Source organism: bacterium (assembly GCA_017744355.1).
GTDB lineage: Bacteria > Cyanobacteriota > Sericytochromatia > S15B-MN24 > UBA4093 > JAGIBK01.
In genome coordinates, this window is the sequence record JAGIBK010000001.1 from 84,673 (window position 1) to 107,499 (window position 22,827).

The window sequence follows — 22,827 nt, forward strand, 5'->3', positions numbered from 1 at the left end:
TCGAGATGCCTCAGGACACGTCAGCGCGGAGGGCCGCCAGGGGGTGAGCCCGGCGGGGGGCCGGGCGGCCCGCTCCCTGGACCTGCTCCCATTGGACCGCCACCGGGGGTAAAGCCTGGCGGCCCGCCCGTCGGGCCACCAGGCGGCCCACCACTCGGCCCGCCACTTGGCCCCTGATTCCCGCTGGGGCCGCCGCTCGGGCGCGCCCCGCCGAAGGGCGGAGTGCCCGGCGTACTTTGAGGCGCCTGCAGGGTCTGGGTCGCTCCCGCCGCCGTGGCGGCGGCCCCACCGCCACGGGCGGAGTAAGCCGTCGGGACGTTGACCGTGCCGCCGGGCTGGGCAATGATCGGGCCGCCGCCTCCCCAGCCTCCGCCGGGGCCGCCACCCCAGCCGCCGCCGGGACCACCTCCCCAGCCACCACCGGGACCGCCGCCCCAAGGACCGCCCCATGGGCCGCCCCAGGGTCCGCCTCCGCCCCAGCCGAGATTGCCGATGTAGGCCCACCCAAAGCTCCAGACGTAGATCCAGCCGGTGTAGCTGAACGGGAACCAGACCCAGACCCATCCCCACCATGGCAGGCGGGTATAGACCCAACCGCTGAAACCGTACTGGCCAGGGTAGATGTAGCGCCAGCTGTTGTCGTGGTAAACCCACTGCGAGCCCTGCGAGAAGAGCGCGCTATACTGCTGGGTTCGGTAGGTGGTGAGGGTCGAGGCCGCGCGCGGCGCCCCTTGGGGCTGCGGGTTCGTGGCCTGAGGGGGCAAGGCGCACGAGGCGATGAGCGCCAAGGTCGTTGCGCCCACGATCCCGCGAAGGATGCTTGTGGCCATGGGAGTCTCTCCTGTTCACCGGCCCGAGGAAGGGGCCTTCGGGCGAATGACCGGATGGGATGAACAGGAAGACCATGGCAGGGCCCCGAGGCGGGGACAAGGCTCAAACAGCGTGATCCGGGCTCGAAAAATCGAGCCCGGATCACTCTTGTGTTTTCGATTTTAGGCGTTGGGTTCGGTCAGTACCTTGAAGCGCCGGACGCTATGGATCGAGCTGCCCTCCCCGAGCCATTGCTTGTAGTCGTCGGTGCCGGGCTTCAGCTCCAGCCGCTGGATGGCTTGCAGGTCCAGGTTCTCCCAGGTGACGGGGCCAGAGTTGCCCAGGTTGTTGTAGGTGCCGAAGGCGAGATGGACGGTGCCGTCCTGCTCCACCCCGAGCACGTTGACGGTGTGGTTGACGATGCCGTTGCGGTCCCAGTCGTAGAAGAGGATGTCCCCGGCGCGCAGATCGCCCACGTCCACTTCGCCGGTGGCACGATTGAAGCCGGCCACCCCGTTGCCGTTCGCATCGCTCACGGGCTTGGCGTAGCCCTTGGCGAGATTGTCGGCGTTGATCTCCGGGAGGAAGTAGTTGGGCCCGTGCACGTTCGGCAGGCCCCCGGGCGCCTCGGGGCGGTAGACGCGCCAGTTGGCCTTGCTACCGAACGGGTTGGGGATCCCGTTCTCCTTGCAAAAATCCGTCAGCAGCTTGGCTGCGAGGTCGGCGCAGTCGATCTCGATGCCCTTGGCCATGAGCGCGGCGGTTTGACGCTCGACGAAGGCGCCGTACGCCTCGATCAGCGTCTTTTCGCCGCGCGGGGTGTGGGGCTTTTGGGGGGTGGGCTCGAAGCGATCGCTCGGCAGGGTCTTGCCGGAAGGCTTCTGGGGCTCCTTCGGCGCCTCCGAGGGGGCCGGAGCGGTGCCCTGCGGCAGCTTCAGCACCATCCCCGCTCTGAGGCGATTGGGGTCGGCCCCGATGATGCCCTTATTGAGCTCGTAGAGCTCCGGCCAGCGCTTGGCGCTGCCCAGGACCTTGGCGGCGACGGTCGAGAGGGTCTCACCGGCCTTGACCGTGTGGGTCGCGCTGGCGCCAGGGCGTCGGGTGCTTGCCTGGTTGCTGTTGATCGAGCTGGGCATGGGGAACGTCTCCTGGGCGAGTCAGCGATGAGGGGGCCTTTCAGGATGGTTGTCCCGTCTTTCGACCGAAAATCGATAAACTCCGCATTAATTTTATGCTAAAAACAAGGCGCGCAACGGCGAGAGCGACCCGGCCGTTACCAGCCGGGTCGCTCTCAGGCCGTTGCCCTGTGACTTGGCGTTAGATGACGACGACGGTGGGGACGCGCACGTAGACGACGCGCGTGCCGGTGAAGTAGGGATCCCACCAGGTGTTCTGCCAGAAGCGCCGGCCGTACCAGCGACTCTGCCACCACCCGCCGTTCCGCCAGCGACCGACGCCCCGGAACCGCCGCCGCTGCATGATCTGGCGGTCCGTGGCCATCATGACAGGAGCGCTCGCCGTCGCGGTGATTTCCTCGTCTTCTTCGGCCGGCTCTTCGAGGGCGCCCACCATCTGGTCGGGATCCACTTGCTCGGCCATGGCTTGCTGGGCGATCGCCCGCGATCCTTCGTGACGCTTGGTGTTGTCGACCGCCGTAGGTTGCTCGGCGCATCCCACCGACATCCCGATCGCCCCAAGCACGAGCAGGCTGCTCAAGCGCTTCATTCGCATCCAACCTCCTGATGCGCGAGGTCCGTGACAAGCCGGGATGCCCTGGTGCCCCCGGTCGCCCTCGCCGCTCATCACGATAAAGATGGTGCGCACCGCTCGGAACTGCCGAATTCACGATCCTTCTGAAAGTTAGGGTCGCTTATCGTTGGGCGATACCAGGCGCTCCCCTCGTTGCGAGGGCGGCAGTCCTTGCTTGACGAGCTTGATCGCCGCAAGCGAGGACTGCGAGGCCGTGAGCACGCCCGCCCCCTTTTCCGGGACGGGCGGTCATGCAGGCTAGGTGCTTAGAGCGTCGCCAGGTGCGCGCCGAGGCGATCGAGGGTCTGGTAGCCCAGCTCGATTGCGCCGAACGCCACGGTCTCATCCCGCTCGGCGGCCGTCTTGAAGACCATCCGCTGGGTGAGGCGCGTCTTGCCGTCCTCCTCCTCGAAGGTCACCGTCACGAGAAAGGTTCCGGCCTCGTCGTCACCGTCCGCGCCGTGGTCGAAGACCAAGCGCTCAGGCGCCACGACTTCGCGGTAGACGACCTTGTTCGGGAAGTCGCCGTGCTCGGCCGAGCGCATCAGGAAGCGCCAGGTGCCGCCCGGTTTCACGGCCATTTCGTGAACGGTGGCGGTGAAGCCGTGAGGCCCCCACCACTGCTCGATGTGCTTCGGATCCGTCCACACCTTGAACACCAGCTCCCGGGGCGCGTCGAGCAGGCGCGTGAGGACGATCTCGCGATCGGCGACGTTTCCTTCGCTCAGGTGGGTCGTAGCGCTCATGCTTGCTCTCCCTCCAGGGCGCTGGCCAGGTAGGCGGCGAGCTGATCCATGGTCCCGCCGAAGCCCTTCTGGACCATCTGCTGCGCGGCCTCGAAGGTCTTGCGCTCCGTCTCGGTCGCGTTCAGCGGGCCGCCGTGCATGGTGAGGTCGTCTTGCCCTCGTGCTCGCTCAGCGTCACGATGTTCAGGATTTCCAGGGGCCAATCGGCGCTCCAGGGGTGGCGAACCGTGTTGCCCGCTTCATCGGAAAAGGAGCTGACGAAGACGAGCCGCTCCGGCGCAGCGATCTCGCGATACACGAACTTGCCCCACATGACCTGCCCGTCGGGCGATTGCTGGCTGTAGTGGAAGACCCCGTCCGGGCGAAGATCCAGCGCCTGGACATGCAGGGTGAAGCCCTTCGGGCCCCACCATTGGGCGAGGTGCTTCGGGTCCGTCCACACCTTGAACACGAGCGATCGAGGCGCGTCGAAGACGCGCGTGATGACGAGCGTGTCCGCTCCGGCTTCGGCCGGATGCGAGGGGGTGAGGGCGCTATGGCTTGGTTGGGTCATTTCTCTTCTCCTGTTCTTGCAGGTCGCGAAGGTAGCTCTCAAGGCGGTCGAGGCTCTCGTCCCAGAATTGGCGATACGCCTCCATCCACTCGGCGGCATCCCGGATGGGCCCCACTTCGAGCTTGCATGGCCGCCATTGGGCCTCTTTGGCCCGCGAGATGAGCCCTGCCCGCTCCAGGACCTTGAGGTGCTTGGAGACGGCGGGCAGGGTCAAATCGAAGGGCTTGGCAAGCTCGGTGACCGTGGCCTCGCCCGAAGCCAGCCGGGTGAGGATGGCCCGCCGGGTGGGATCGGCCAAGGCTGCGAAGGTGGTGCTCAGGCGATCAGCCGACATCGTGTTAAACCTCTTGGTTAATTAACTACATGGTAAAGTAAGCCATGGCCTTCTTGCCTGTCAAGCCTTCATGGCGCAAGCCCGCCGAGTTGATCGGCGGGCTTGAAGCGGAAAGGGGATGATTGGCCGTTACGCCTTCTTCAGGAAGCAGGTCTTCAGGACGAGGCCCTTGACCTTTTCCGCGTTGCACTCGATCTCTTCTTCATTCTCGGTCAGGCGAATGTTCTTGATGAGCGTGCCACGCTTGAGCGTCACGGACGTGCCCTTCACCTTCAGGTCCTTGATGACGTGCACGGAGTCGCCATCGTTGAGCACGTTGCCGTTGCTATCTCTCACTGCCATGGGTCGTTCCTTCCTTAAAAGCAGACAGGGGCTCTTCCTACTCTAGCAGGCTGCGGCATCCTGGCGCGTGATGCGCATCAAGAGGGCTGGGCCATCGAGGGTTTCCACGGGGCCGACCTCACGGAAGCCGACCTTGCGATAACAGGCGATCGCGCGTGCGTTGTCGGGACTGGGATCCGTCTGGATGACGGTCACCCGGGGATCCGCGAAGAGGAAGGCAATGAAAGCGCGCAGCATGCGCGTGCCCAGTCCCTGGCCCAGGCGATCGGGCAAGCCGATGAACTGGTCGGTGCCCAGGGCGCAGGGATCGGTCTCGTCCAGCCACCAACCCTCGTCCTGATGGGCCATGACCCGGTAGGCCTGCACGAAGGCGAAGGGTTCGCCCGCCTCGCACGCCAGGTACTGCACCACGCCGGCCGGAGCGTCGAGCGGCAGGGTCGCCTGCGGCGCCAGGCGCGGCAAGTAGTCCTCGCGCACCTCTTCGGGCGTGGGCGTGGGCTCCCACCATTCGGTCACGTGTGGGCGAGAGAGCCACGCGTGCAGCAGCGGGAGATCAGTTTCGGCGAGGGCTTTGAAGGTGATCGTCGTGTCCATCGTTTCAGTTTACCTCTAAGCAAGGGTCGTCAGATTTCAAAGAGAGGGATTCGGCCGTGCGCCTTGCCAGAGGAGCCGCGCCAGGCTTGAGGCCAGGGCGGGCGGATCGATCCGCACCGGATCGATGACCCAGGCTTCCATCAGACCGTCCAGCATGGCGGTGTAGAGGATGGCGAGCGCGACGGGGTCTATGTCGGAGGCGATGAGGCCCTCGGCCTGCATCCGCTTGATCTCCGTCGACAGCGCTTCACGGATGGCGAGATAGTATCCGGCCAGGCGCTCCTGAAGCCCTCGCTCTCGGCTGCGGCTCGCGAACTCCAGGAAAAGCCGAGGCCAATCGGGATCGGCCAGGAACGATTGGAACTGGAGGGTCAGGACTGACGCGAGGCCGCTCTGAAAGTCCGGTGTCTGGGACAGCGTCTGGATGAGCGCCGGGAAGCCAGCGAGCTGTGCTTGGATCCGCACATCGAGCAGGGTGAGGAACAAGTCGCTCTTGCTGGCAAAGTGCCAGTAGACGCTTCCCTTGGTCAACCCCGCCTCCGCGGCAACTTGATCGAGCGTGGCTTCCGAGTACCCATGGCGGGCAAAGATCGTCGCGGCGGCCTGGAGGATCCGCCCTCGGGTATCGACGTGCGAGAGCCCTGGCGGTTGCTGATCCGCCAAGAGGGCTCTCAGCTGCTTTGCGTCACCCACGTGACGGCGGACCGTCGGCCAACTGATCCCGAGTTGTCGCGCCACCTCTGCGAGGCTGATTTGATCCAGGGGCTTGGTGGCTGCCAATTCACGCGCAGCCGCCAAGATGCGCTCCTTCATGTGCAAGGTGATGTCTCTCCATCCTGCAACCGGGCCTCCAAGAGACCCGACATCCTTCGATATTGTATACCTAAACGTATTTCATATGTATACTCATGAGTATGGGTACTTGAAAGTTCCGCTGCTTTTCCGGGCTGTCCCCCATTCCTGAGCAAGGAGACCCCCCATGAGAACCTTCCCCCAGCGCCTGGCCGTCTTGTGCGCCCTGCTCTTGATTCACGCCCCGCTGGCGGCGCGTGCCGACCAGGCGCCTGCCGCGACTTCGGGTGAGGCTTCGAAGCCGGCGATCGCGCCGACTCCGGAAGCGATCGCGCCTTACCAGGCGAGGTTCGGGCGCACCCGGCCGCTGGTCGCCGTCATCGGCGAAAACAGCGGGACCGAAGTGACGGATTACGTGGTTCCCTATGGTGTTCTCACTCAGTCGGGGGTGGCGGACGTCGTCGCCTTGGCCACGCAGCAGGGGCCGATCCAGCTGCTTCCTGCGCTGAAGATTGAGCCTCAGGACACGATCGCTGCGTTCGACGCTCGCTATCCCAAGGGGGCTGATTACGTCATCGTGCCGGCCGTTCACCGCAATGACGATCCGGCCCTGGTGGGCTGGGTGGCCTCTCAAGCATCCAAGGGAGCGACGGTCATCGGTGTCTGCGATGGGGTGTGGGTCGTCGCGAATGCCCGGCTTCTGAAGGAGCGCCGCGCCACGGGGCACTGGTTCTCACGGGCTGATCTCGAACGAAAGTTCTCCGAGACGCGCTGGCAGAAGAATCTGCGCTATGTCGCGGACGGCACCGTGGTGACGACCACGGGCGTGACCGCCTCGATTCCGGCGTCGCTGGCGTTGGTCGAAGCCATCGCCGGCCGAGAGCGGGCGACCAAGCTTGCCAAGGAGCTGGGCGAGGTCGATTGGACGCCGGCTCACCGCAGTGACGACTTTCGACTGAGCGCAGGGCACCTCTTCACGGCAGCGAGCAACACGCTGGCCTTCTGGGCACACGAGGAGGTAGGCCTCCAGGTTGGCCCAGGAACCGATGAAATCGCGCTCGCTTTGGTCGCCGATGCTTATTCGCGCACCTATCGCTCGAAGGCGCTGGCGATCGCCCAGATGCAGGGGGCCATCCGGACGCGGCGAGGGTTGAGCCTGCTGCCGGACAAGGTCTCGGATGCCTCGAAGCCGTCTGTCCGCATGCTGCCTTCGTTCGACGCGATGCCTGCGGTGTCGGCGCTGGATTGGGCGCTCGCCGGCATCGAGGCCTCTTATGGCCGTGCCACCGCTGCCTTCGTGGCGCTCCAGATCGAGTACCCTGCTCGTCCTGACGGAAATGGACGAGCAGGCCAATAGCATGGAGCAAGCCGAGCCGCTAGCGGGTGTTCTAGCGCTCGGCGTGAGGGACTACTGCTTTTTCGTCTCCGGCTCGGAGAGCATGAACAGCGCGCCGGACGGGTCCTTGAGCAGGGCGAACGCGCCCTTTCCGGGGACCTCGATCCGCTCCTCGATGACCTCGGCGCCCAGCGCCTTGGCCTTGGCGTTGGTGGCGGCGAGATCGTCGACCAGCACGTAGGAGAGCCAATGGGCCGGCATGCCAGCCGGAGCCTGCGAGACCACGCCGAGGGGCTTCGCCTCGGCGCCGTGGGTGAGGAAGGTCACGGGGCCGAACGACTGGGTGCCCCAGCCGGTGAGCTTGGTGTAGAACGCGATCGCGCCCGCGGGATCCGAGGTGTTGAGGTGCTCCCAGCAGAATTCGCCGGGGGTGGGCTCGGCGTCGGTGCTTTCACCGTTCGCGGCACAGAACAGGTAGAAGGCCGCGCCCTGGGGATCGTGCAAGAAGGAGAAGCGACCGACCTCGGGCAGATCCGTCGGGGGCACCACCACCGAGGCGCCGAGAGAGGCGGCCGTTTCGGTCGCGCCGTCGACGTCCGCCACGGCGATGTATGGGGCCCAGAAGGCCGCGTCGAGCTCGCAGTCGAGCTGCAGGATTCCCGCCACGGTCTTGTCGCCGATCGCTGCCTGGTTGTAGGGGGCGTGACCTTCGCCCATCGGCATCGCGGTCCACTGCCAGCCGAAGAGCTCGCCGTAGAAGCGCTTGGCGCTTTCCGGGTCGAGGGTGAGGAGCTCACGCCAGACGAACTTGCTGGGGGATGCGGTGGGGGTCGAAGCCATGTGAATCTCCAAACTTCAGATTAGAGTGCGAACTGACCGAGGAAGCCCAGCCTCCCCGAGAGCCAGGTCAGGCCGTTGGTGGCGATCATCAGGCCGATGACGACGAGCAGCAGGCCGCTGGCCAGCTCGATTGCCCGCATCTTGCGCTTGAAGCGATCGGCGATCGCCAGGAAGCGCTCGAAACCCAGCCCCGCCAGGACGAAGGGAACGCCTAGGCCCAGGGAGTACAGCGCCAACAAGCCAATCCCTTGCCCCATGGTTTCCTGGGTGCTCGCGTACGTCAAGATGCCTGCCAGGATGGGGCCGATGCAAGGCGTCCATCCGAAGGCGAAGGCCACGCCGACCAGGGCGGATCCCAGCAGGCCAACCGGCTTGCGCTGGATCTGGACCCGCTTCTCCCGGTAGAGCCAACCAAAGCGCAGGACCCCCATGGTGTGAAGGCCGAAGAGCACGATCAGCGCGCCAGCCAGCTTGCTCAGCAGCGGGAGCTGCTCGAGCAGGAGCTTCCCGACGAAGGTGGCCGAGGCCCCCAGGAGCACGAAGACCAGGCTGAAGCCGAAGACGAAGGCCAGGGAGTTGGCCAGCACCCTGCCACGGATGCCTGCCTGTGCCTCGGTCTCCTGGAGCTGGTCCAGCGAGACCCCCGAGAGGAAAGAGAGATAACCGGGCACCAGGGGCAGGACGCAGGGCGAGACGAACGAAATCAACCCGGCCCCGAAGGCCGTGTAAAAAGGGATTTGATTCATTGGATGAGTACCTTCTTGAGCCGTGGGCTAGAGCACCGCGGTGACGGCCTTTTCGAGGGTGCTCCGGTCGATCATGCCGGGCCATTTCTGGACGATCTTCCCCGTGCGGTCGATCAGAAAGGAGGTCGGGATGCCGCGAATGCCGCCGTAGCGGTCCACCACGTCCTGATTCCCCAGCGCCAGGGGGTAGGTGATGCCGTATTCCTTGGCGAACGGCACCACGTCCTTGGCTCCGCCCTCGTCCAGCGAGATGCCGATGATCTCGAAGCCTTTGGCGTTGAGCGAGTCGCGGACCTGGATGAAATCGGGGATCTCCGCGCGGCAGGGCGGGCACCAGGTCGCCCAGAAGTTCACCAGCACGACCTTGCCCTGGTAGTCGGACAACTTGACTGAACCGGGACCGGGTGCGGCAGGCAGCTCGAAGCCCGGCGCGCCGGTGCTGCTCGTCGTGATGGCCTCAGGCCCCCCCTTGGTGGCGAAGTAGGCGACGCCGCCGCCGACCACCACGAGCGCGGCGAGAATCCACGGGATAGAAGCTTTCATCCAAAGGTCCTTTCTGCTAGCCGAGCCCACGCACACAGAGGTGGGCGACAAAGACGAGCCATGCGGCAAGGGAGCTTGCCCCGACCAGCATCAACCAGGGAGTCTCCCAAGAATGGGGATCCCGTGGCCGAGGGGCGTCCGCGAGCAGGGCCGCGACGCGGGTCTGTAATGCCGACGGGCGAGCGGCGAACGCCATGGCCGCAGCCTGGGGGTGCGCATGGCGGCCCACCTTGACGAGGGCGCTCGCGACCGCGAGGGGATCGCCGATTCGCCGGGCGGCGATCGCATCAGCCCGCAGCTCGAACTCTCGCGCGAGCCACTCCAGGCGCTGTTGAAAGAAGCCCAGCCCGAAGCCGCCTGGGCAGAGGCCGTGCACCAGCAGCATCACGAGGCCGTCCCGGTGCTGAAGGTGAGCCAGCTCGTGCGCGAAGGCGGCTCGAAGCTCTTGTTCATCCAGGCGTTGCAGCATCCAGCGCGAGACCACGATAGTCGGGCGCAAGCCATCGGTGGTGAACAGCACGGGGGCGTCGTGTTCGAGCACCCGAACCTCGACCCCATCGAGCCCATCGAGCGCCAGCCGCTGGTAAGCGCTCGGCTCCAGGCGCGGCAGGCGATGGATGCGGCGGGAAACCGCACGCAAGCGTACGACTTGCCAGACCAGGCTCCCAAGCAAGAGCAAGTTTGCCGCGAGCAGGACGCCGAGCCCGAGGCTCTTGCCGCTCCACTGGGGGGCAATCAAGCATGAGACGCGGTAGTGGGTCGCGGCGTAGAGGTCGCCGACGAGCACCAGCAGCGCTGGCCAGGCCAGCGTGACGATCGAGGGCCAGCGCTTCATGGCGCCTCCTGGCGCCGCCGGCGCTGGATCTCAGCGTCGAGGGCATCGAGCAATCGGGGATCCACGGTTTCGAGCGAACCCACGAAGTGCTGGAGGGCCGGAGCCGTGAAGTCCTTCACCAGCGAGCCCATCAAGCGGCTGAGCATCTCTTGCTCGAACTCCTCGCGGCTGCTGGTCGGCCAGTAGCGATGGGCGAAGTGCTCCTTTTCCACGCGCAGCGCCTCTTTCTTGACGAGGTTGCTCATGGTGGAAAGGACGCTGGTGTAAGCCAGGGGACGGCTCTCTTGCGCCGCTTGGTGCACCTCCTTGACCGTCACAGGGTAGGCGCTCGGCCACTTCCAGACGAGCTCCATTACGAAGAGCTCCAGGTCGCCCAGGACCTTGCCGAGGCCCTCGCGATGGGGCCAGATCACGGAATCGTGCGCGGGGGGCATTGAGATTCTCCTACGGACAGGGTACGTAGAGAGCCTAGCAAGAAAACTCTACGGACGTCAACCGTAGAGCTCGGCATGAGGATCGACCCGTGAAAAAAGCCTTATTCGCCCTGCCCCTCGTGGGGCTCGGCCTCGTCTTCGGATGGCAGGCTGCTGCCTCGGCCAAACCCAGCCAGCTCCATCGGGTGGTCATCGATGTCTCATCGGGCGATTCCGCCACCTGGCAACGGGTGCTCAACAACGTCGAGAACCTCCAGCGCCAGCTCGGAACCGCGAACACCTTCGTCGAAGTCGTCGCCTACGGGCCCGGTCTCGGGATGATGCTCCAAGAGGGGGCGCCGGATCGTGCGCGGATGGAGGCCCTGGCTCGCGGCCAGGTCGTTTTCGTCGCCTGCCAGAATACGCTGCAAGGCAGAGGGCTCACCCCAGACGCCTTGCTGCCCTTCGTGCGGGTGGTCCCCTCTGGGGCGGCGGAGCTCGTGCTGAAGCAGGAAGCCGGCTGGAGCTACCTGAAGCCGGGGATGTGAGCCTCGGGCCGCGTCACTGCGACGGCACCGGACGTGCTCACAGGGCTGCTGGAATGGCTGCCGGACGTGGCGTCAGGCGAGCTTCCCGGCCTCGCTCAGGCGGTGCTGCGCCTCTGCGTCGAGCTGGATCCGTAGGGCGCCGAGCAGGTCCTGGGCCTGAGCGGCCGAGGTCGCGCTCGCGATGGCCGACGTGACCCCCGGCTGCGCCATGACCCAGGCCAGCGCCACCTGACTGACGGTGGCCTGGTGCGCGGCTGCCACGGCGTCGAGAGCCTCGATCACCCGGAATCCGCGCGGGTTCATGTACTCCCGCTGGACCGAGGCCGCGCGGCTGGAGGTTGGGAGCGGCTGGTCCTTGCGATACTTGCCGCTCAAGAAGCCGCTTGCGAGCGAATAGTACGTGATGACCCCCAGCCCGTGCTCCAGGCAGAGCGCCTGGAGCGCCCCTTCGAACTGCTCCCGGTCGAGCAGGTTGTATTCGGGCTGCATGGTCTCGAAAGGGCGAAGCCCGAGGCGCTGCGCCGTTTCGAGCGCTTCATTGAGGCGAGGGGCGGTGTAGTTCGACGCCCCGATGTGACGCACCTTGCCCGCCTTGACCAGCTCGTCGAAGGTGGCGAGAGTCTCGTCGAGGGCCGTCCCGGGATCGTCGAAGTGGGCCTGGTAGAGGTCGATGACGTCCGTTTGCAGCCGGCGCAGGGAGCCTTCCACGGCGTCCAGGATCCGCCGGCGCGAGAGGCCCTTCTGCTCGGGCGCATCGCCCATGGGGGCGCCGACCTTGGTGGCGATGACGAGCTGGTCCCGGTTCTTGCGGGATTTGAGCCAGCGTCCGAGGATCGCTTCCGACTCACCGCCGTGATGGCCCGGCACCCAGCGAGAATAGACCTCCGCCGTGTCGATGAAGTTGCCGCCGCTTGCTACGTACGCGTCCAGCACGGCAAAGGAGGCCGTCTCGTCGGCGGTCCAGCCGAAGACGTTGCCGCCCAGGCAGAGCGGGGAGACGCGCAGCGCCGTTCGTCCGAGATTTCGCAGGGTCATCGAGCTTTCTCCTCTCGTGTCGCTTCGCCATGGTAACCCATCGTTCTCTGCTTGCACGATCTCGGAGACCATAAGCCCTGCCGGAATGAAACGGCGTCGCCAGTGACGCTCGGCGCAGCGTTGTGGAAGTGGGCGCGGACGCCTATGGTTGATGTGCTCGCTGAGGGCCGAGCCCGACGGATTCAGCAGGGGGATGGCGATGAAGCAGGACGAAACCCCGCCGGATGCGAACCAGCTGGCCCTGCGGCGGACCGTGCTCGCGGCGGAGCGGACCTACCTGGCCTGGGTGAGGACCTCTCTCTCCATGATGGGGTTCGGCTTCAGCATCTACAAATTCTTCCAGTACCTGCGCGAGGCCGAGGGCCTGGGACATCTGCACGCTCCTCGCAATCTGGGCCTCACTCTGATCGCGCTGGGGACCTTGAGCTTGCTTGCCGCCGCCTTCCAGCATCTACAGGCCATGCGCGGCCTTGGCGCCGGGCTGGCGGAGGGGCGAACCGGGGTGGCGCTCGCGCTTGCCCTCCTCTTGGCGCTCGTCGGGGTGCTGATGTTCGTCAGCATTTCCTTCGGGGAGGGACCCTTCTGAGCGGCCCGCTCGACAAAGGCGTTACCAGATATACGGCAGGAGGCGATACCTCACCTTCTGCCGATAGGCGTCGTAACCTGCGAGCTCGTCGAGCAAGAGCGCTTCTTCGCCGACGATCCGCACCATCAGCAGCAGGGTCATCAGCAGACCGATGGCGAGCCCCCAGAGCGAGCTCAAGAATAGCGGGGCTCCGATGAACATGCACGTTGCCCCCAGATACATCGGATGCCGCACGAAGCCGTATACCCCCGTCGAGACCACCTGCTGCTCGCGCTCGCGCTGGATCCTGACCAATGGCGAGAGGAAGGTGTTGTCGCGAAACGCGCGGAAGAGGAAGAAGGACGAGAGCAGTAGCAAGACGGCACCGACGGTTTTCAGCCAGAGCGGGAACTCCGCCGTCCAGTGGAAACGCTGCGCATCCAGCGGCATCACCGCAAACCAGGCAAAGGACAGGCCCATGATCGCGTAGACGAATACTTGGTCCCATTTGGCTTCGCCGCTCGCCCCGGGCTTGCGGTATCGCTCGGCGAGCAGCGCCGGGTCTTTGAAGTAGAGATAAATGATCGTGCCCGCGCACAAGGCGACGAACCAGAGGCTGAAGAGCCAGCCCTCGACCCATTTCCAATCCCCTGCAAGCCATAACAGGCCCAGCGGGTAGATCAGCAGATAAACCATCGTGAGAATCAGCTTGGGGGGCGTCAGTTTTTTCGCCTCGCTCGCCATCGCGGCACTTCCCCTTTCGACGCGAAAGATTCATCGGGAGGGATGGGGCATCCGGAGGTGATCTCGCGCTGCGAGCCAGGTATCGCGTGCATCGCGCGCGCGCGTGAAGAAGGCCTCGACGGCCTGCGGGTCGTCGAGCTGGTCGGCGAGCGTCGTCAGCGTGGCGGCGAGGTGGCGCAGCAAGGGGGCGATCGCTTCCTGGTTCGTGAGGCAGATGTCGCGGTACATTGCGGGGCTCCCCGAGGCCAGCCGGGTTGCATCGCGATAGCCCGTCGCGGCGAGCGGCGCCATCTGTGCCCAGCGCGGATCGGCTGTCGTGAGCGAAACCAGCGCGGCCGACGTCGCGAAGGGCAGGTGGCTGACGGCGGCCACGAACGCGTCGTGCGTGCTCGGATCGAGACGAAGAGGCCGGGCCCCCACCGAAGTCGCGAGCGCTTCGACTGCAGCTACCGCCGCAGGGTCAGCGCTTGGGGGCGGTGTGACGCACCAGGCCGCGCCGCGAAACAGGTCCGCCCGCGCGTGGGCCACCCCCACCTGCTCGCTCCCTGCCATCGGGTGCCCGCCGACGAAGTTGAGGCCGGCATTTGACGCCCAGGCGGTCACTGCCGCCTTGGTGCTCGCGACGTCCGTGACCACGGCCTCGGGCCGCAGGCAGGGCGCGATCGCAGCAAACAGCGCAGGGAAGGCCCCCACCGGAGCCGCCAGCACCACCCGGTCGGCATCGGCGACCGCTGCTGCGGGGTCGGCTGCCTCGCGGGCGATCGCGCCCCGCTCGCGCGCAAGCGCAAGGGCCGCCGGGTCCGGGTCCCAGCCCACGACCTCGATCTCCGGCCGCTCGGCGCGCAGGGCCAGACCCAGCGAGCCGCCGATCAAGCCGAGGCCGAGCAACGCGACGCGCATGCGTCAGACCGGCAGGCCCGCCCACTTGCGGCCGACGGCTCGGGCGACGGCTTCCCCTGTCGCCATCAGCTCCGCGAAGGCTTCGTGCCCCAGCGCCTGCGCGGCGTCTGACCAGCTCTTGTCAGGGTCGTGGTGCACCTCGACGATCAGGCCGTCGGCGCCGGCGGCGATCGCGCTGAGCCCCACCGGCGAGACCAGGGGGCGCACGCCGGTCCCGTGGCTCGGATCGGCGATCACCGGCAGGTGCGTCTCGCGCTTGGCGTACGCCACGGCGTTGACGTCGAAGGTGTTGCGCGTGGCCGTCTCGTACGTCCGGATGCCGCGCTCGCACAGGATCACCTTGCGGTTGCCCTGCGCCATCACGTATTCGGCCGCAAGCAGCCACTCCTCGATCGTGGCCGAGGGCCCTCGCTTGAGCAGCACCGGGATGTCCGTGCGCCCCACCTCTTCGAGCAGCAGGTAATTCTGCATGTTGCGGGCGCCAATTTGGAAGACGTCGGTGTAGTGCCCGACGAGCTCGACGTGGGCCGGCGTCAGCACCTCGGTGACGATGGGCAGCCCGGTCGTCTCACGGACCTTGGCGAGCATTTCGAGGCCCGCCTCGCCGTGGCCTCGGAAAGCATACGGGCTCGTGCGCGGCTTGTACGCCCCGGCCCGGAACAGGCGCGCACCGGCGCGTGCGACGGCCTCGCCGATGCGCAGGCATTGATCCTCGCTTTCGGCCGAGCAAGGGCCTGCGATCACCACGACCTCGGGCCCCCCGATCCGTACGCCGCGCACGTCGATCACGGTGTCCGTCGGCTGGAACTGGCGGCTCGCCAGCTTGTAGGATTTCGAGACCTTGACCGTTCGATCGACCCCGGAGAGCGCCTCGAGCGCCGGGCCGAGCTCCTCGTGGTTGATCGGGGAGCCGAGCACGCCCACGATGGTGTGCGCTTCGCCCGTCGAGACGTGCGTGCTGAGGCCTTGGCGTTCGAGCAGGGCGAGGACGCCAAGGACATCCTCGGCGGTGCTGTCCGCGCGCATCACGACGATCATGGGGACCCTCCTACGGCAAGATCAGGCGAGGGCACGGTCTGGGCGCAGGGCACGCGCTTCTTTGAGGTAGACGTGCCGGATCTCGGCGGCGCTCTTGGGGGTGTTCCAGTGGATCAGCACGCGGATCACCCGCGGCGTCGCCTCGGGGACCGCGATCTCCTGGGCGCAGAGGAGCGCGGCATCGGCCCAGCCCATCTGGCGGGCTGCTTGGGCCGGGAAGTCGGCATTGAGATCGGGCGTGGCCGTAAGGAAGATGCTGCCGACGTCCGTGGGAGCGATGCCGTTGGCCTCGATGAGGGTTTCGAGCAACTCGCGCGTGGCGGCAAGGATGGCCTCGGGGGTGTTTGCGTCGGCGGAGGTGGCACCTCGTACGCCACGGCAGGACGTCACCATGCGGAGCCTCCTCTACGTCGGGGATGAAAGCAAAGGAGCCCGAGGTCAGCGACCCCTTGCCCCCTCCACCGTCACGCGTAAGGCAAGGAACTCTAGCATGAGGACGAGCTTTCGGTCAAACTGCCCATGAGGGTCTGAAGTTGGCTTCCTGTGCCGATCAGAGGTTATCGCTAAGTGGCCAGTTTCGATGCTTGGACGGGATTTCCGTGCGTGGAAGGTGCCCGCCGACGCCTGGCGTCGTTTCCCGAGCGGGGGAACTAATTGCGCGAGGAGGCGTAGGCCGGGGTGACCCAGTCGGCGAAGCGCGGGTGCTCGCCGCGCACGGCCTGCGCATAGTGGTCCATGATCGCTCGGGTGATGGGCCCCACGACGCCCGTTCCCCCCACCGGTCGGTGGTCGATCGAGGCGACCGGCAAGATCTGGGCGCCGGTGCCGCACAGGAACATCTCGTCGCAGACGTAGAGCTCCGTGCGGTCCACCGGACGTTCGAGCGTCTCGATCCCGAGCGTTTCCTTGGCGATGGTCATGACCGCCTGGCGCGTCACGCCCTCGAGGATGTTCTGTTGGACGCCGGGGGTGATCAGCTGGCCCTTGCGGACGAGGAACAGGTTCATCCCGCTCGCCTCCGAGACGTGGCCGTCCGTGTTCAGGAAGATCGCGTCGTCGAAGCCGTTGTGGTACGCCTCGGTCTTGGCGAGCGACGAGTTGACGTAGGTACCGGTGATCTTGGCGCGGGCGGGCATGGCGTTGTCGTCGATGCGGCGCCAGCTCGAGACGGTCACCTTGATGCCGCTGGTGGCGGGCTCGCCGCTCATGGGGGTGGCGAACATGGTGAAGTCTGCCGTCAGGTTGTGCAGGCGCGCCCCGATCAGCTCATCGGCCATGTACACCAGCGGACGCAAGTAGATGTCCTGCTTGAAGGCGTTGCGGCGGATGAGGCCGAGGGCGATCGCGCACAGCTCCTCGACGGTGTGATGGAGCGGCATGCGGAGGATCCGGGCGGACTGGTGGATCCGTTCGAAGTGGTCCGCCATTTTGAGGACGTAAAGCTCTTGGTGCGCTTCGTTCCAGTAGCCGCGGATCCCCTCGAAGCACCCCGTGCCGTAATTGAGGGCGTGGGTCATGACGCTGACCTTGGCCTCGTCGAAGGGCACGTAGTCGCCTCGAAAGTAGACGTACTCGGGCTTTGACATGGCGGCGGATCCTTTCGGAAAGGTCCAGCAAGCGATGACGTGGTCAGCCAGGCATCCTGTGATAATTCTACCCGACTGGCTCGGCTCAAGCTGAGCGGCGCTCGAAAGCTCACGACGAGATGATTTGAATGCGCCTTGCTTCAAATAAATCGAAGCGAGCAGAGGTAAAAGGACCTAGCGGGAGATGCGGCGCCCTCGCCGCGCTCGCCCAAGTTCCAAGCCTCCTGAATGCCGTCTGTGGTTCATTGCAAGAGAAAGGTTCCCGATTCATGTCGAAACCGACCGTGAAGTCCATCATTCCCCACCTCATCGTGGCGGGTGCCGCCAAGGCGCTCGAGTTCTACAAGGAAGCGTTCGGCGCCGAGATCGTCTCCACGATGCCGACGCCCGATGGACAGAGGCTCATTCATGCCGTCATGACCATCGACGGTCATCCGATCTTCTTGGTCGACGAGTTCCCCGACAACCGCGAGGAAGGCGGCGTGATGTGCGCTCCTGGCACAGCGAAGGGCACCACGGTCGCCATCGCGCTCAATGTCGACGATGCCGATGCAGTGTATCAGCGCGCCGTAAAGGCGGGAGCTGCCGAGCACATGCCCGTGGCCGACACGTTCTGGGGGGCTCGTTACGGCCAGATCCTCGATCCGTATGGTCATCTCTGGGAGCTCAACCAGGAAGTTCAGACCCGCACGGAAGAGGAAATGAAGGCAGCCTTGGCGGAAGACATGCGCAATGCCGGCAGGTAGAGGAGGCTCCCCGATGATCGAAACACCGCAAATTACGCAGAGTGAGGCCCAGCTCACCGCCTTCATCCACCTCACCGTTCCGCGCGAAGAGATCCAGGAGGTCATGGGCCCGGGCATCGGCGAGGTCATGGCTGCTATTGCTGCTCAGGGCATCGCGCCGGCCGGCCCATGGTTCACGCATCACCTGAGGATGGATCCTGAAATCTTCGATTTCGAGATCTGCGTGCCCGTCACGGCGCCGGTCGCCCCCGCGGGTCGTGTGCAGGCGGGCCAGTTGCCTGCTGCGAAGGTGGCGCGGACGGTCTTCCACGGGAACTACGAGGGCCTTGGCGATGCCTGGGGCGAGTTCATGGATTGGATCGAAGCTCAGGGCCACACCCCCGCCTCCGATCTGTGGGAATGCTACGTCAAGGGGCCGGAATCGAGCCCCAATCCGGCCGACTGGCGCACGGAGTTGAATCGACCGCTGATCGGTTGAGGGTCGATGACCTGGGCGCGCTCAAGCGTTGAGTAAATCGAACGGCCAGCCTCGCTTTTGCGGGCTGGCCGTTCATGTCGGGAGCGCGTCGAGAAGTCCTGTGCCGCTCAATGCTGCCCGAGGACTTCTCGCAAGGCGGTCTCCATCTCCGCTTGCAACGGTTGGACGCCGCGCAACTCGAAGGGGCCGCCCACCAATCGCTTGTGCTTGACGTCCAGAACCGTCTCACCGGTCTGGGTGCGAACGGCTTGGAGCTGGAACCTCACGTCGCTGTACGTGCTCCAGAGCACTGGAATCGAGAGATAGAGCTGAGGTCCGAGTTCTTCGACGGTGATGGTCACCACTGTGTCGATATTGGCCGTTCTCGCCTCGGCGAGTTTGAGATCGGACTGGGCGGAAAAGGGCTCGAAGGGGCGAATCTCGGCGACGCTCCCGGAGGGCAGGTTCCGGAACACCGCCTCGATGGCTGCGCGCGCGATTTTTTCGCGCGCCGGCACTTCCTTCTGGTCGGGGCGCCAGCGCGATAGCGGTCGCACCGAGAGCACGCCGAGGGGGAGGCGGGTCGGCTGATACAGCGGCGCTTCGCCCTGAAGCACCTCATGCTGCACCTGTACGGTGGCGCACCCGCTGAGCAAGAGCGCGGCCATGGTGATGGCGATGCGTGAAATGGCGCGAGACATCCTTCCTCCAAGCGCTGGTCTCGGTCCCACGACGGCCATCCGCATGGTCGCGCTGAAACCTTGTCGTGACGGCGAGTGATTCCCAATGATGTGACTGAACGGGCCGCTTGTCCATCTCGACTGCTTGGGACTTCTTGGCGAGGAGCGACAGCGATGATAGAGCGCCGGCAGCGAAACCATCAAGTTTCTTGAACGCTTGGTCGATAATGAGAGTGGATCCAATTGGATGACGTTGAAGACGATTGAAACTCAGGGAGGAGTTCCAATGCGTATTACTCATTCGGCGGTCGCCATGCAAGGCGAGCATTTTCAGATGGAAAAATCCGAGAAGCGAGAGTCGCTTCGAGTCTGGCAGGATAAGCCGCAAGCCGAACAGCCGCCAGCCGCAAGCCCTGCCAAGGTGGTTACCGAGCGTACGAAACCCGAGGATGTCTCGTTCGAGCCCAGCATCCAAGACAAGCTCAAGCTTTCCATGCTCAAGAAGCTGCTCGGGTTGTTGACGGATCAGGAGATGCGTTTTTACTCGCTCGAACCGGAGCTTGTCGCGGATGACGCCGGCGATAGCTCTGAGCAGGGGACCAATGACGCGGGCGATCGCTCCGAGCCCGTCACTCGCACCAACCAGATAGCTCAGCAGGGCCCGTCTCGTGGATCCGAGAGGGTGGGCTGGGGGATCGCTTACGACTATCACGAATCTTACACGGAGGTCGAGACCACCCGCTTTTCGGCGGCTGGCAAGATCCAGACGGCTGACGGCAAATCCATCGATTTTTCCGTGCAACTCCAGATGAGCCGGTTCTACATGGAGAGCACCAACGTCAGATTCCGTGCCGGCGATGCCAAGCTCATGGATCCCCTGGTGATCAACTTCGATGCTCCTGCCGCAGAGCTGACCCAGACCAAGTATCGCTTCGATCTCGATGCGGACGGCGAGCCTGATCAGGTGTCGTTCGTCTCGGCAGGCAGCGGCTTCTTGGCCCTCGATCTCGACGGTGATGGGCAAATCAACGACGGTCGCGAGCTTTTCGGCCCCAAATCCGGTGACGGGTTCGCCGAGCTGGCCGCCTATGACGAGGATGGCAACGGCTGGATCGATGAGGCGGACTCCGTCTACGACCGCCTGCGCATCTGGACCAAGGATGAAGAGGGGCGCGATCAGCTCTTCGCGCTGGGCCAAAAGGGCATCGGTGCGATTTTCGTGGGCAGCATCGCCACCCCCTACCACTACAAAACGTCCCCAACCGATCTGCTGGGCCAGGTCCGAAGCACCGGGATCTTTCTTCGGGAGAACGGCACTGCTGGCACCGTCCAGCAGATCGACCTGGCGCTCTGAGAAGCGCGTCTGAATCTCCTAGAAGCATCGTGGCCAGCCTGACGAAGTCAGGCTGGCCACTCACTATTCGCCCTAGTACCAGTTATAGGAGGCAGTATTGTAGAGGCCCATCGGGGTGACTTGCAGCCCCGGCATGCTGTAGAAGGCCCCTGCCGAAGTGTAATAGGGATGGTAGTTGCCGCCGTGCTGATAGTAGGGATAGAGGTTGTTTCCGACAGGGTAGTAGATCGAGACGTACGGGAAGTAGCCTAAATCGCCCCAGCCTCTATTCCAACCGAAGCCACTCCAACCGCCACCCCAGCCAAGGCCGCCCCAGCCGAGGCCACCCCAGCCGAGGCCGCCCAAGCCAAAGCCGCCCAAGCCGCCGCGGAAGCCCAGGCCACGCCCGCCAAAGCCGCCACGAAAACCTAGGCCACGACCGCCCCAGCCACGCTGCTGGATACTACGCTCATTGCTATTCTGCGCTTGCGCCGGCAGGCCGATGATCTTGCTAGGGTCGATTGTGACCAGACGCTTGCTGGCCTCCGAGGCGGGAATGCTCTCGGGGAGCGTTGCGCGCAGCTGGTCCGGATTCATCGTGTTCTCGGTTGCTTGAATGGCGCGCGCGGGAGTCACCGGATCAGCGGGCGCTTGGGTTGCCGTAGGAGCCGCACTGGAGCAACCGACAACTCCGATCGCAAGGCCTCCAACAGCCACACGTGCCCATACCTTCTTGACCATCTTGCCCCTCTTTCCTGGTTGCTCGGGATGCAGAGGACGACTGAGCGATGGAATGCAACCGCGGCGAATATAGCAAAGGCAGGCCAGGAAAGAAATGATCGCTAGCAGCTTGCGTAATACGGTGCTTAAGGTTGAGGCGCTAATAAGGCTCTTGGGAAGCTGCCTCTATAAGCGATAGGCTGTTCTTTAGCCTTAAGAGCCATTGCGATAATTCCCTCGCTGCCCTCATCGCTTGGCATTGTGTGGGGAGCCTCAGACGAAGAATATGGCCCCTTCCCACGGGTGATCCTTGGCCGTTCGTAGCCTGGTTTCCAGATCGGAGGCGTGAAGCTCCAGTTTGTGTCCGTTGGGATCGGTGAAGTAGAGAGAGGCACCTTCTGAACTGTTCGGTTGCCAAACTTCAGCTCCCGATGCGAGCACCCGCTGGCACATGGCCTGAAAGTCCGTCTCGGAGACCGTGAAGGCTAGATGCGTGTACTCAGGCAGTGGCTGCTCGCGGGTGTCTTCATCGAGCGTCAGCGCGAGCCAGGTCGCCCCTGCCAGGAAATAGGCCCCTTGGTTCCAGCGGACAAGGGGTTTAAGGCCCAGCACCTCTGCGTAGAAGTCGAAGGACCGTTCAATATCTCTGACCGAAAGCGTGATGTGATTGATTCCGCTAATCATATCGTTCGATGCTAGCATGCTCCTTAGGACTTGCCACCGGCTGGCGCGTTGCAAGGGGGGATATGCGTCATGACTTGGCCTGATCGTCGTATCCTGGACCTCCTCGGCATCGAGTTGCCGATCCTTCTGGCTCCGATGGCCGGGGCGGCCTCTACCGAGATGGCGATCGCAGTCTCCAGGGCCGGTGGCTTGGGGGCCCTCGCCTGCGCCATGTTGACCGCCGAGCAGCTTCGCCAACAGGTGGGCATCTTCCGGCAGCGCACGCCCCACCCGATCAACCTCAACTTCATCTGCCACAGGCCAGTCGAGCCGGATCCGGAGCGCGAGAAGGCCTGGAAAAGGCGCCTGGAACACTACTACCGGGAGCTGGGACTCGATCCCGACGCCCCGACTCCGAAAGCCGAGCGAGCGCCGTTCGATTCGACGATGGCCGGGCTTGTCGCGGCATGCCGGCCGGAGGTCGTCAGCTTCCATTTCGGCTTACCTTCGAGCGAGCTTATGGCCCGCGTCAAGGCGAGCGGAGCGAAGGTCCTCTCGAGCGCGACGACCGTGGAAGAGGCCGTCTGGCTCGAGCGCCATGGCTGCGATGCCATCATTGCTCAGGGCATTGAAGCGGGCGGACACCGGGGCATGTTTCTTTCCCGGGATCCCGCCACCCAGCTTGGGACGATGGCCCTCGTGCCCCAGGTGGTCGATGCGGTGAAGGTTCCAGTGATCGCAGCGGGTGGCATTGCAGATGGGCGCGGGATTGCCGCGGCGTTTGCCCTGGGCGCCGCAGCGGTGCAGATTGGCACGGCCTATCTGCGCTGTCCTGAAGCGACCATCACGGCGCTTCACCGCCAAGCGCTGCAGACCGCCGGCGCGGATCAGACGGCCCTCACCAATGTTTTTACCGGGCGGCCTGCCCGTTCGATCGTCAATCGCTTGGTCCGGGAGATCGGCCCCCTCTCTGACCTTGTCCCGGAGTTTCCGCTCGCTGCCAGTGTACTCGCCCCCCTGAGAGCCCGTGCCGAGGCATCGGGGTCAGCGGAGTTCAGTTCACTCTGGGCAGGACAGGCGTTTCATCTGGCGCGTGAGCTGCCCGCCGATGAACTGACGAGGCAGCTCGCCAGCGAGGCCTTGGGGCTGTTGCGATCGCCCAGCTGCTAGCTCATCTTG

29 protein-coding genes and 1 pseudogene are annotated in these 22,827 nt (G+C 65.0%); 7 read left to right on the top strand and 23 right to left on the bottom strand.

What is annotated here, in order from left to right; all coding sequences use genetic code 11:
* Positions 1–20 precede the first annotated feature (20 nt).
* The 9 genes and pseudogenes from J7643_00460 to J7643_00500 form a co-directional block, all read right to left on the bottom strand.
* Complete coding sequence (locus tag J7643_00460; protein ID MBO9539047.1) at positions 21–830, bottom strand: hypothetical protein; 810 nt, start codon at positions 828–830, stop codon at positions 21–23.
* A 162-nt stretch (positions 831–992) separates the two neighbouring features.
* Complete coding sequence (locus J7643_00465; protein ID MBO9539048.1) at positions 993–1,946, bottom strand: LysM peptidoglycan-binding domain-containing protein; 954 nt, start codon at positions 1,944–1,946, stop codon at positions 993–995.
* Between the two features lie 181 nt (positions 1,947–2,127).
* On the bottom strand, positions 2,128–2,541 hold the full coding sequence (locus J7643_00470) for a hypothetical protein (GenBank protein MBO9539049.1): 414 nt from the start codon (positions 2,539–2,541) through the stop codon (positions 2,128–2,130).
* A gap of 284 nt (positions 2,542–2,825) precedes the next feature.
* Positions 2,826–3,305 carry an SRPBCC family protein gene (locus tag J7643_00475; protein MBO9539050.1) on the bottom strand — a complete coding sequence of 160 codons (480 nt, stop codon included), beginning with the start codon at positions 3,303–3,305 and terminating at the stop codon, positions 2,826–2,828.
* A pseudogene (locus tag J7643_00480) lies at positions 3,302–3,858 on the bottom strand (SRPBCC domain-containing protein). Before J7643_00480 ends, J7643_00475 begins: the two are co-directional and overlap by 4 nt.
* Entirely contained in the window at positions 3,839–4,192 is a 354-nt protein-coding gene (locus J7643_00485) for a winged helix-turn-helix transcriptional regulator (protein MBO9539051.1), read from the bottom strand. The pseudogene J7643_00480 and the gene J7643_00485 overlap by 20 nt, the downstream one beginning before the upstream one ends.
* Before the next feature lie 129 nt (positions 4,193–4,321).
* The gene (locus J7643_00490; protein MBO9539052.1) at positions 4,322–4,534 is read right to left on the bottom strand and encodes an alkylphosphonate utilization protein; all 213 of its coding nucleotides are present in this window, start codon (positions 4,532–4,534) and stop codon (positions 4,322–4,324) included.
* Between the two features lie 42 nt (positions 4,535–4,576).
* Positions 4,577–5,128 carry a GNAT family N-acetyltransferase gene (locus tag J7643_00495; protein MBO9539053.1) on the bottom strand — a complete coding sequence of 184 codons (552 nt, stop codon included), beginning with the start codon at positions 5,126–5,128 and terminating at the stop codon, positions 4,577–4,579.
* A gap of 36 nt (positions 5,129–5,164) precedes the next feature.
* A complete protein-coding gene (locus J7643_00500) occupies positions 5,165–5,947 on the bottom strand; it encodes a TetR family transcriptional regulator (protein ID MBO9539054.1) in 783 nt (260 codons plus the stop codon).
* Positions 5,948–6,107: 160 nt separating this feature from the next.
* Between J7643_00500 and J7643_00505 the strand changes: the two genes are divergently transcribed.
* Entirely contained in the window at positions 6,108–7,277 is a 1,170-nt protein-coding gene (locus J7643_00505) for a DJ-1/PfpI family protein (GenBank protein MBO9539055.1), read from the top strand.
* 51 nt (positions 7,278–7,328) lie between these two features.
* Here J7643_00505 and J7643_00510 read toward each other — a convergent pair whose 3' ends face one another.
* From J7643_00510 to J7643_00530, 5 genes are read right to left on the bottom strand one after another with little or no spacing between them, the layout of a single operon-like run.
* Positions 7,329–8,096 carry a VOC family protein gene (locus tag J7643_00510; GenBank protein MBO9539056.1) on the bottom strand — a complete coding sequence of 256 codons (768 nt, stop codon included), beginning with the start codon at positions 8,094–8,096 and terminating at the stop codon, positions 7,329–7,331.
* Between the two features lie 20 nt (positions 8,097–8,116).
* The gene (locus tag J7643_00515; protein MBO9539057.1) at positions 8,117–8,842 is read right to left on the bottom strand and encodes a cytochrome c biogenesis protein CcdA; all 726 of its coding nucleotides are present in this window, start codon (positions 8,840–8,842) and stop codon (positions 8,117–8,119) included.
* A gap of 27 nt (positions 8,843–8,869) precedes the next feature.
* Positions 8,870–9,385 carry a TlpA family protein disulfide reductase gene (locus tag J7643_00520; protein MBO9539058.1) on the bottom strand — a complete coding sequence of 172 codons (516 nt, stop codon included), beginning with the start codon at positions 9,383–9,385 and terminating at the stop codon, positions 8,870–8,872.
* A gap of 16 nt (positions 9,386–9,401) precedes the next feature.
* Positions 9,402–10,220, bottom strand: coding sequence for a M56 family metallopeptidase (locus tag J7643_00525; GenBank protein MBO9539059.1), 819 nt, complete (start codon positions 10,218–10,220; stop codon positions 9,402–9,404).
* Positions 10,217–10,654, bottom strand: a complete 438-nt coding sequence (locus J7643_00530; GenBank protein MBO9539060.1) for a BlaI/MecI/CopY family transcriptional regulator — start codon at positions 10,652–10,654, stop codon at positions 10,217–10,219. The genes J7643_00525 and J7643_00530 overlap by 4 nt, the downstream gene beginning before the upstream one ends.
* An 89-nt stretch (positions 10,655–10,743) precedes the next feature.
* Here J7643_00530 and J7643_00535 point away from each other — a divergent pair, with 89 nt between their 5' ends.
* Entirely contained in the window at positions 10,744–11,181 is a 438-nt protein-coding gene (locus tag J7643_00535) for a DsrE family protein (protein ID MBO9539061.1), read from the top strand.
* Between the two features lie 72 nt (positions 11,182–11,253).
* Here the strand turns inward: J7643_00535 and J7643_00540 are convergent, their stop codons facing one another.
* The gene (locus tag J7643_00540) at positions 11,254–12,216 is read right to left on the bottom strand and encodes an aldo/keto reductase (GenBank protein ID MBO9539062.1); all 963 of its coding nucleotides are present in this window, start codon (positions 12,214–12,216) and stop codon (positions 11,254–11,256) included.
* A gap of 199 nt (positions 12,217–12,415) precedes the next feature.
* On the opposite strand from J7643_00540, the gene J7643_00545 reads away from it, so the two are divergent.
* The gene (locus tag J7643_00545; GenBank protein MBO9539063.1) at positions 12,416–12,802 is read left to right on the top strand and encodes a DUF202 domain-containing protein; all 387 of its coding nucleotides are present in this window, start codon (positions 12,416–12,418) and stop codon (positions 12,800–12,802) included.
* A gap of 21 nt (positions 12,803–12,823) precedes the next feature.
* Here J7643_00545 and J7643_00550 read toward each other — a convergent pair whose 3' ends face one another.
* From J7643_00550 to J7643_00570, 5 genes are all read right to left on the bottom strand, one after another.
* Positions 12,824–13,525: an isoprenylcysteine carboxylmethyltransferase family protein gene (locus J7643_00550; protein ID MBO9539064.1), complete on the bottom strand. Its 702-nt coding sequence runs from the start codon at positions 13,523–13,525 to the stop codon at positions 12,824–12,826.
* 30 nt (positions 13,526–13,555) lie between these two features.
* Positions 13,556–14,425, bottom strand: a complete 870-nt coding sequence (locus J7643_00555; protein ID MBO9539065.1) for a prephenate dehydrogenase/arogenate dehydrogenase family protein — start codon at positions 14,423–14,425, stop codon at positions 13,556–13,558.
* A 3-nt stretch (positions 14,426–14,428) separates the two neighbouring features.
* On the bottom strand, positions 14,429–15,463 hold the full coding sequence (aroF, locus tag J7643_00560; protein ID MBO9539066.1) for a 3-deoxy-7-phosphoheptulonate synthase: 1,035 nt from the start codon (positions 15,461–15,463) through the stop codon (positions 14,429–14,431).
* A gap of 21 nt (positions 15,464–15,484) precedes the next feature.
* Positions 15,485–15,856 carry a chorismate mutase gene (aroH, locus tag J7643_00565; protein MBO9539067.1) on the bottom strand — a complete coding sequence of 124 codons (372 nt, stop codon included), beginning with the start codon at positions 15,854–15,856 and terminating at the stop codon, positions 15,485–15,487.
* Positions 15,857–16,113: 257 nt separating this feature from the next.
* Positions 16,114–17,049: a branched-chain amino acid transaminase gene (locus J7643_00570; GenBank protein ID MBO9539068.1), complete on the bottom strand. Its 936-nt coding sequence runs from the start codon at positions 17,047–17,049 to the stop codon at positions 16,114–16,116.
* 269 nt (positions 17,050–17,318) lie between these two features.
* On the opposite strand from J7643_00570, the gene J7643_00575 reads away from it, so the two are divergent.
* The gene (locus J7643_00575) at positions 17,319–17,795 is read left to right on the top strand and encodes a VOC family protein (GenBank protein MBO9539069.1); all 477 of its coding nucleotides are present in this window, start codon (positions 17,319–17,321) and stop codon (positions 17,793–17,795) included.
* Between the two features lie 13 nt (positions 17,796–17,808).
* The gene (locus J7643_00580; protein ID MBO9539070.1) at positions 17,809–18,273 is read left to right on the top strand and encodes a GyrI-like domain-containing protein; all 465 of its coding nucleotides are present in this window, start codon (positions 17,809–17,811) and stop codon (positions 18,271–18,273) included.
* 107 nt (positions 18,274–18,380) lie between these two features.
* Here J7643_00580 and J7643_00585 read toward each other — a convergent pair whose 3' ends face one another.
* Positions 18,381–18,953: a hypothetical protein gene (locus J7643_00585; protein ID MBO9539071.1), complete on the bottom strand. Its 573-nt coding sequence runs from the start codon at positions 18,951–18,953 to the stop codon at positions 18,381–18,383.
* A 265-nt stretch (positions 18,954–19,218) separates the two neighbouring features.
* Between J7643_00585 and J7643_00590 the strand changes: the two genes are divergently transcribed.
* Complete coding sequence (locus J7643_00590) at positions 19,219–20,286, top strand: hypothetical protein (GenBank protein ID MBO9539072.1); 1,068 nt, start codon at positions 19,219–19,221, stop codon at positions 20,284–20,286.
* Between the two features lie 72 nt (positions 20,287–20,358).
* Here the strand turns inward: J7643_00590 and J7643_00595 are convergent, their stop codons facing one another.
* On the bottom strand, positions 20,359–21,006 hold the full coding sequence (locus J7643_00595) for a hypothetical protein (GenBank protein MBO9539073.1): 648 nt from the start codon (positions 21,004–21,006) through the stop codon (positions 20,359–20,361).
* A gap of 252 nt (positions 21,007–21,258) precedes the next feature.
* Positions 21,259–21,669: a fosfomycin resistance glutathione transferase gene (locus J7643_00600; GenBank protein MBO9539074.1), complete on the bottom strand. Its 411-nt coding sequence runs from the start codon at positions 21,667–21,669 to the stop codon at positions 21,259–21,261.
* 69 nt (positions 21,670–21,738) lie between these two features.
* Between J7643_00600 and J7643_00605 the strand changes: the two genes are divergently transcribed.
* Complete coding sequence (locus J7643_00605; GenBank protein ID MBO9539075.1) at positions 21,739–22,818, top strand: nitronate monooxygenase; 1,080 nt, start codon at positions 21,739–21,741, stop codon at positions 22,816–22,818.
* The last annotated feature ends 9 nt before the right edge of the window (positions 22,819–22,827 follow it).

Excerpts from the sequence above, each read along its gene's own strand:
- J7643_00470 (MBO9539049.1), bottom strand. The coding sequence starts at position 2,541 with ATGCGAATGAAGCGCTTGAGCAGCCTGCTCGTGCTTGGGGCGATCGGG.
- J7643_00540 (MBO9539062.1), bottom strand. The coding sequence starts at position 12,216 with ATGACCCTGCGAAATCTCGGACGAACGGCGCTGCGCGTCTCCCCGCTC.
- J7643_00505 (MBO9539055.1), top strand. The coding sequence starts at position 6,108 with ATGAGAACCTTCCCCCAGCGCCTGGCCGTCTTGTGCGCCCTGCTCTTG.
- J7643_00555 (MBO9539065.1), bottom strand. The coding sequence starts at position 14,425 with ATGCGCGTCGCGTTGCTCGGCCTCGGCTTGATCGGCGGCTCGCTGGGT.
- J7643_00465 (MBO9539048.1), bottom strand. The coding sequence starts at position 1,946 with ATGCCCAGCTCGATCAACAGCAACCAGGCAAGCACCCGACGCCCTGGC.
- J7643_00580 (MBO9539070.1), top strand. The coding sequence starts at position 17,809 with ATGATCGAAACACCGCAAATTACGCAGAGTGAGGCCCAGCTCACCGCC.
- aroH (MBO9539067.1), bottom strand. The coding sequence starts at position 15,856 with ATGGTGACGTCCTGCCGTGGCGTACGAGGTGCCACCTCCGCCGACGCA.
- aroF (MBO9539066.1), bottom strand. The coding sequence starts at position 15,463 with ATGATCGTCGTGATGCGCGCGGACAGCACCGCCGAGGATGTCCTTGGC.
- J7643_00475 (MBO9539050.1), bottom strand. The coding sequence starts at position 3,305 with ATGAGCGCTACGACCCACCTGAGCGAAGGAAACGTCGCCGATCGCGAG.
- J7643_00530 (MBO9539060.1), bottom strand. The coding sequence starts at position 10,654 with ATGCCCCCCGCGCACGATTCCGTGATCTGGCCCCATCGCGAGGGCCTC.
- J7643_00490 (MBO9539052.1), bottom strand. The coding sequence starts at position 4,534 with ATGGCAGTGAGAGATAGCAACGGCAACGTGCTCAACGATGGCGACTCC.
- J7643_00570 (MBO9539068.1), bottom strand. The coding sequence starts at position 17,049 with ATGTCAAAGCCCGAGTACGTCTACTTTCGAGGCGACTACGTGCCCTTC.
- J7643_00550 (MBO9539064.1), bottom strand. The coding sequence starts at position 13,525 with ATGGCGAGCGAGGCGAAAAAACTGACGCCCCCCAAGCTGATTCTCACG.
- J7643_00495 (MBO9539053.1), bottom strand. The coding sequence starts at position 5,128 with ATGGACACGACGATCACCTTCAAAGCCCTCGCCGAAACTGATCTCCCG.
- J7643_00515 (MBO9539057.1), bottom strand. The coding sequence starts at position 8,842 with ATGAATCAAATCCCTTTTTACACGGCCTTCGGGGCCGGGTTGATTTCG.
- J7643_00575 (MBO9539069.1), top strand. The coding sequence starts at position 17,319 with ATGTCGAAACCGACCGTGAAGTCCATCATTCCCCACCTCATCGTGGCG.
- J7643_00590 (MBO9539072.1), top strand. The coding sequence starts at position 19,219 with ATGCGTATTACTCATTCGGCGGTCGCCATGCAAGGCGAGCATTTTCAG.
- J7643_00485 (MBO9539051.1), bottom strand. The coding sequence starts at position 4,192 with ATGTCGGCTGATCGCCTGAGCACCACCTTCGCAGCCTTGGCCGATCCC.
- J7643_00460 (MBO9539047.1), bottom strand. The coding sequence starts at position 830 with ATGGCCACAAGCATCCTTCGCGGGATCGTGGGCGCAACGACCTTGGCG.
- J7643_00525 (MBO9539059.1), bottom strand. The coding sequence starts at position 10,220 with ATGAAGCGCTGGCCCTCGATCGTCACGCTGGCCTGGCCAGCGCTGCTG.
- J7643_00585 (MBO9539071.1), bottom strand. The coding sequence starts at position 18,953 with ATGTCTCGCGCCATTTCACGCATCGCCATCACCATGGCCGCGCTCTTG.
- J7643_00600 (MBO9539074.1), bottom strand. The coding sequence starts at position 21,669 with ATGATTAGCGGAATCAATCACATCACGCTTTCGGTCAGAGATATTGAA.
- J7643_00595 (MBO9539073.1), bottom strand. The coding sequence starts at position 21,006 with ATGGTCAAGAAGGTATGGGCACGTGTGGCTGTTGGAGGCCTTGCGATC.
- J7643_00605 (MBO9539075.1), top strand. The coding sequence starts at position 21,739 with ATGACTTGGCCTGATCGTCGTATCCTGGACCTCCTCGGCATCGAGTTG.
- J7643_00520 (MBO9539058.1), bottom strand. The coding sequence starts at position 9,385 with ATGAAAGCTTCTATCCCGTGGATTCTCGCCGCGCTCGTGGTGGTCGGC.
- J7643_00545 (MBO9539063.1), top strand. The coding sequence starts at position 12,416 with ATGAAGCAGGACGAAACCCCGCCGGATGCGAACCAGCTGGCCCTGCGG.
- J7643_00510 (MBO9539056.1), bottom strand. The coding sequence starts at position 8,096 with ATGGCTTCGACCCCCACCGCATCCCCCAGCAAGTTCGTCTGGCGTGAG.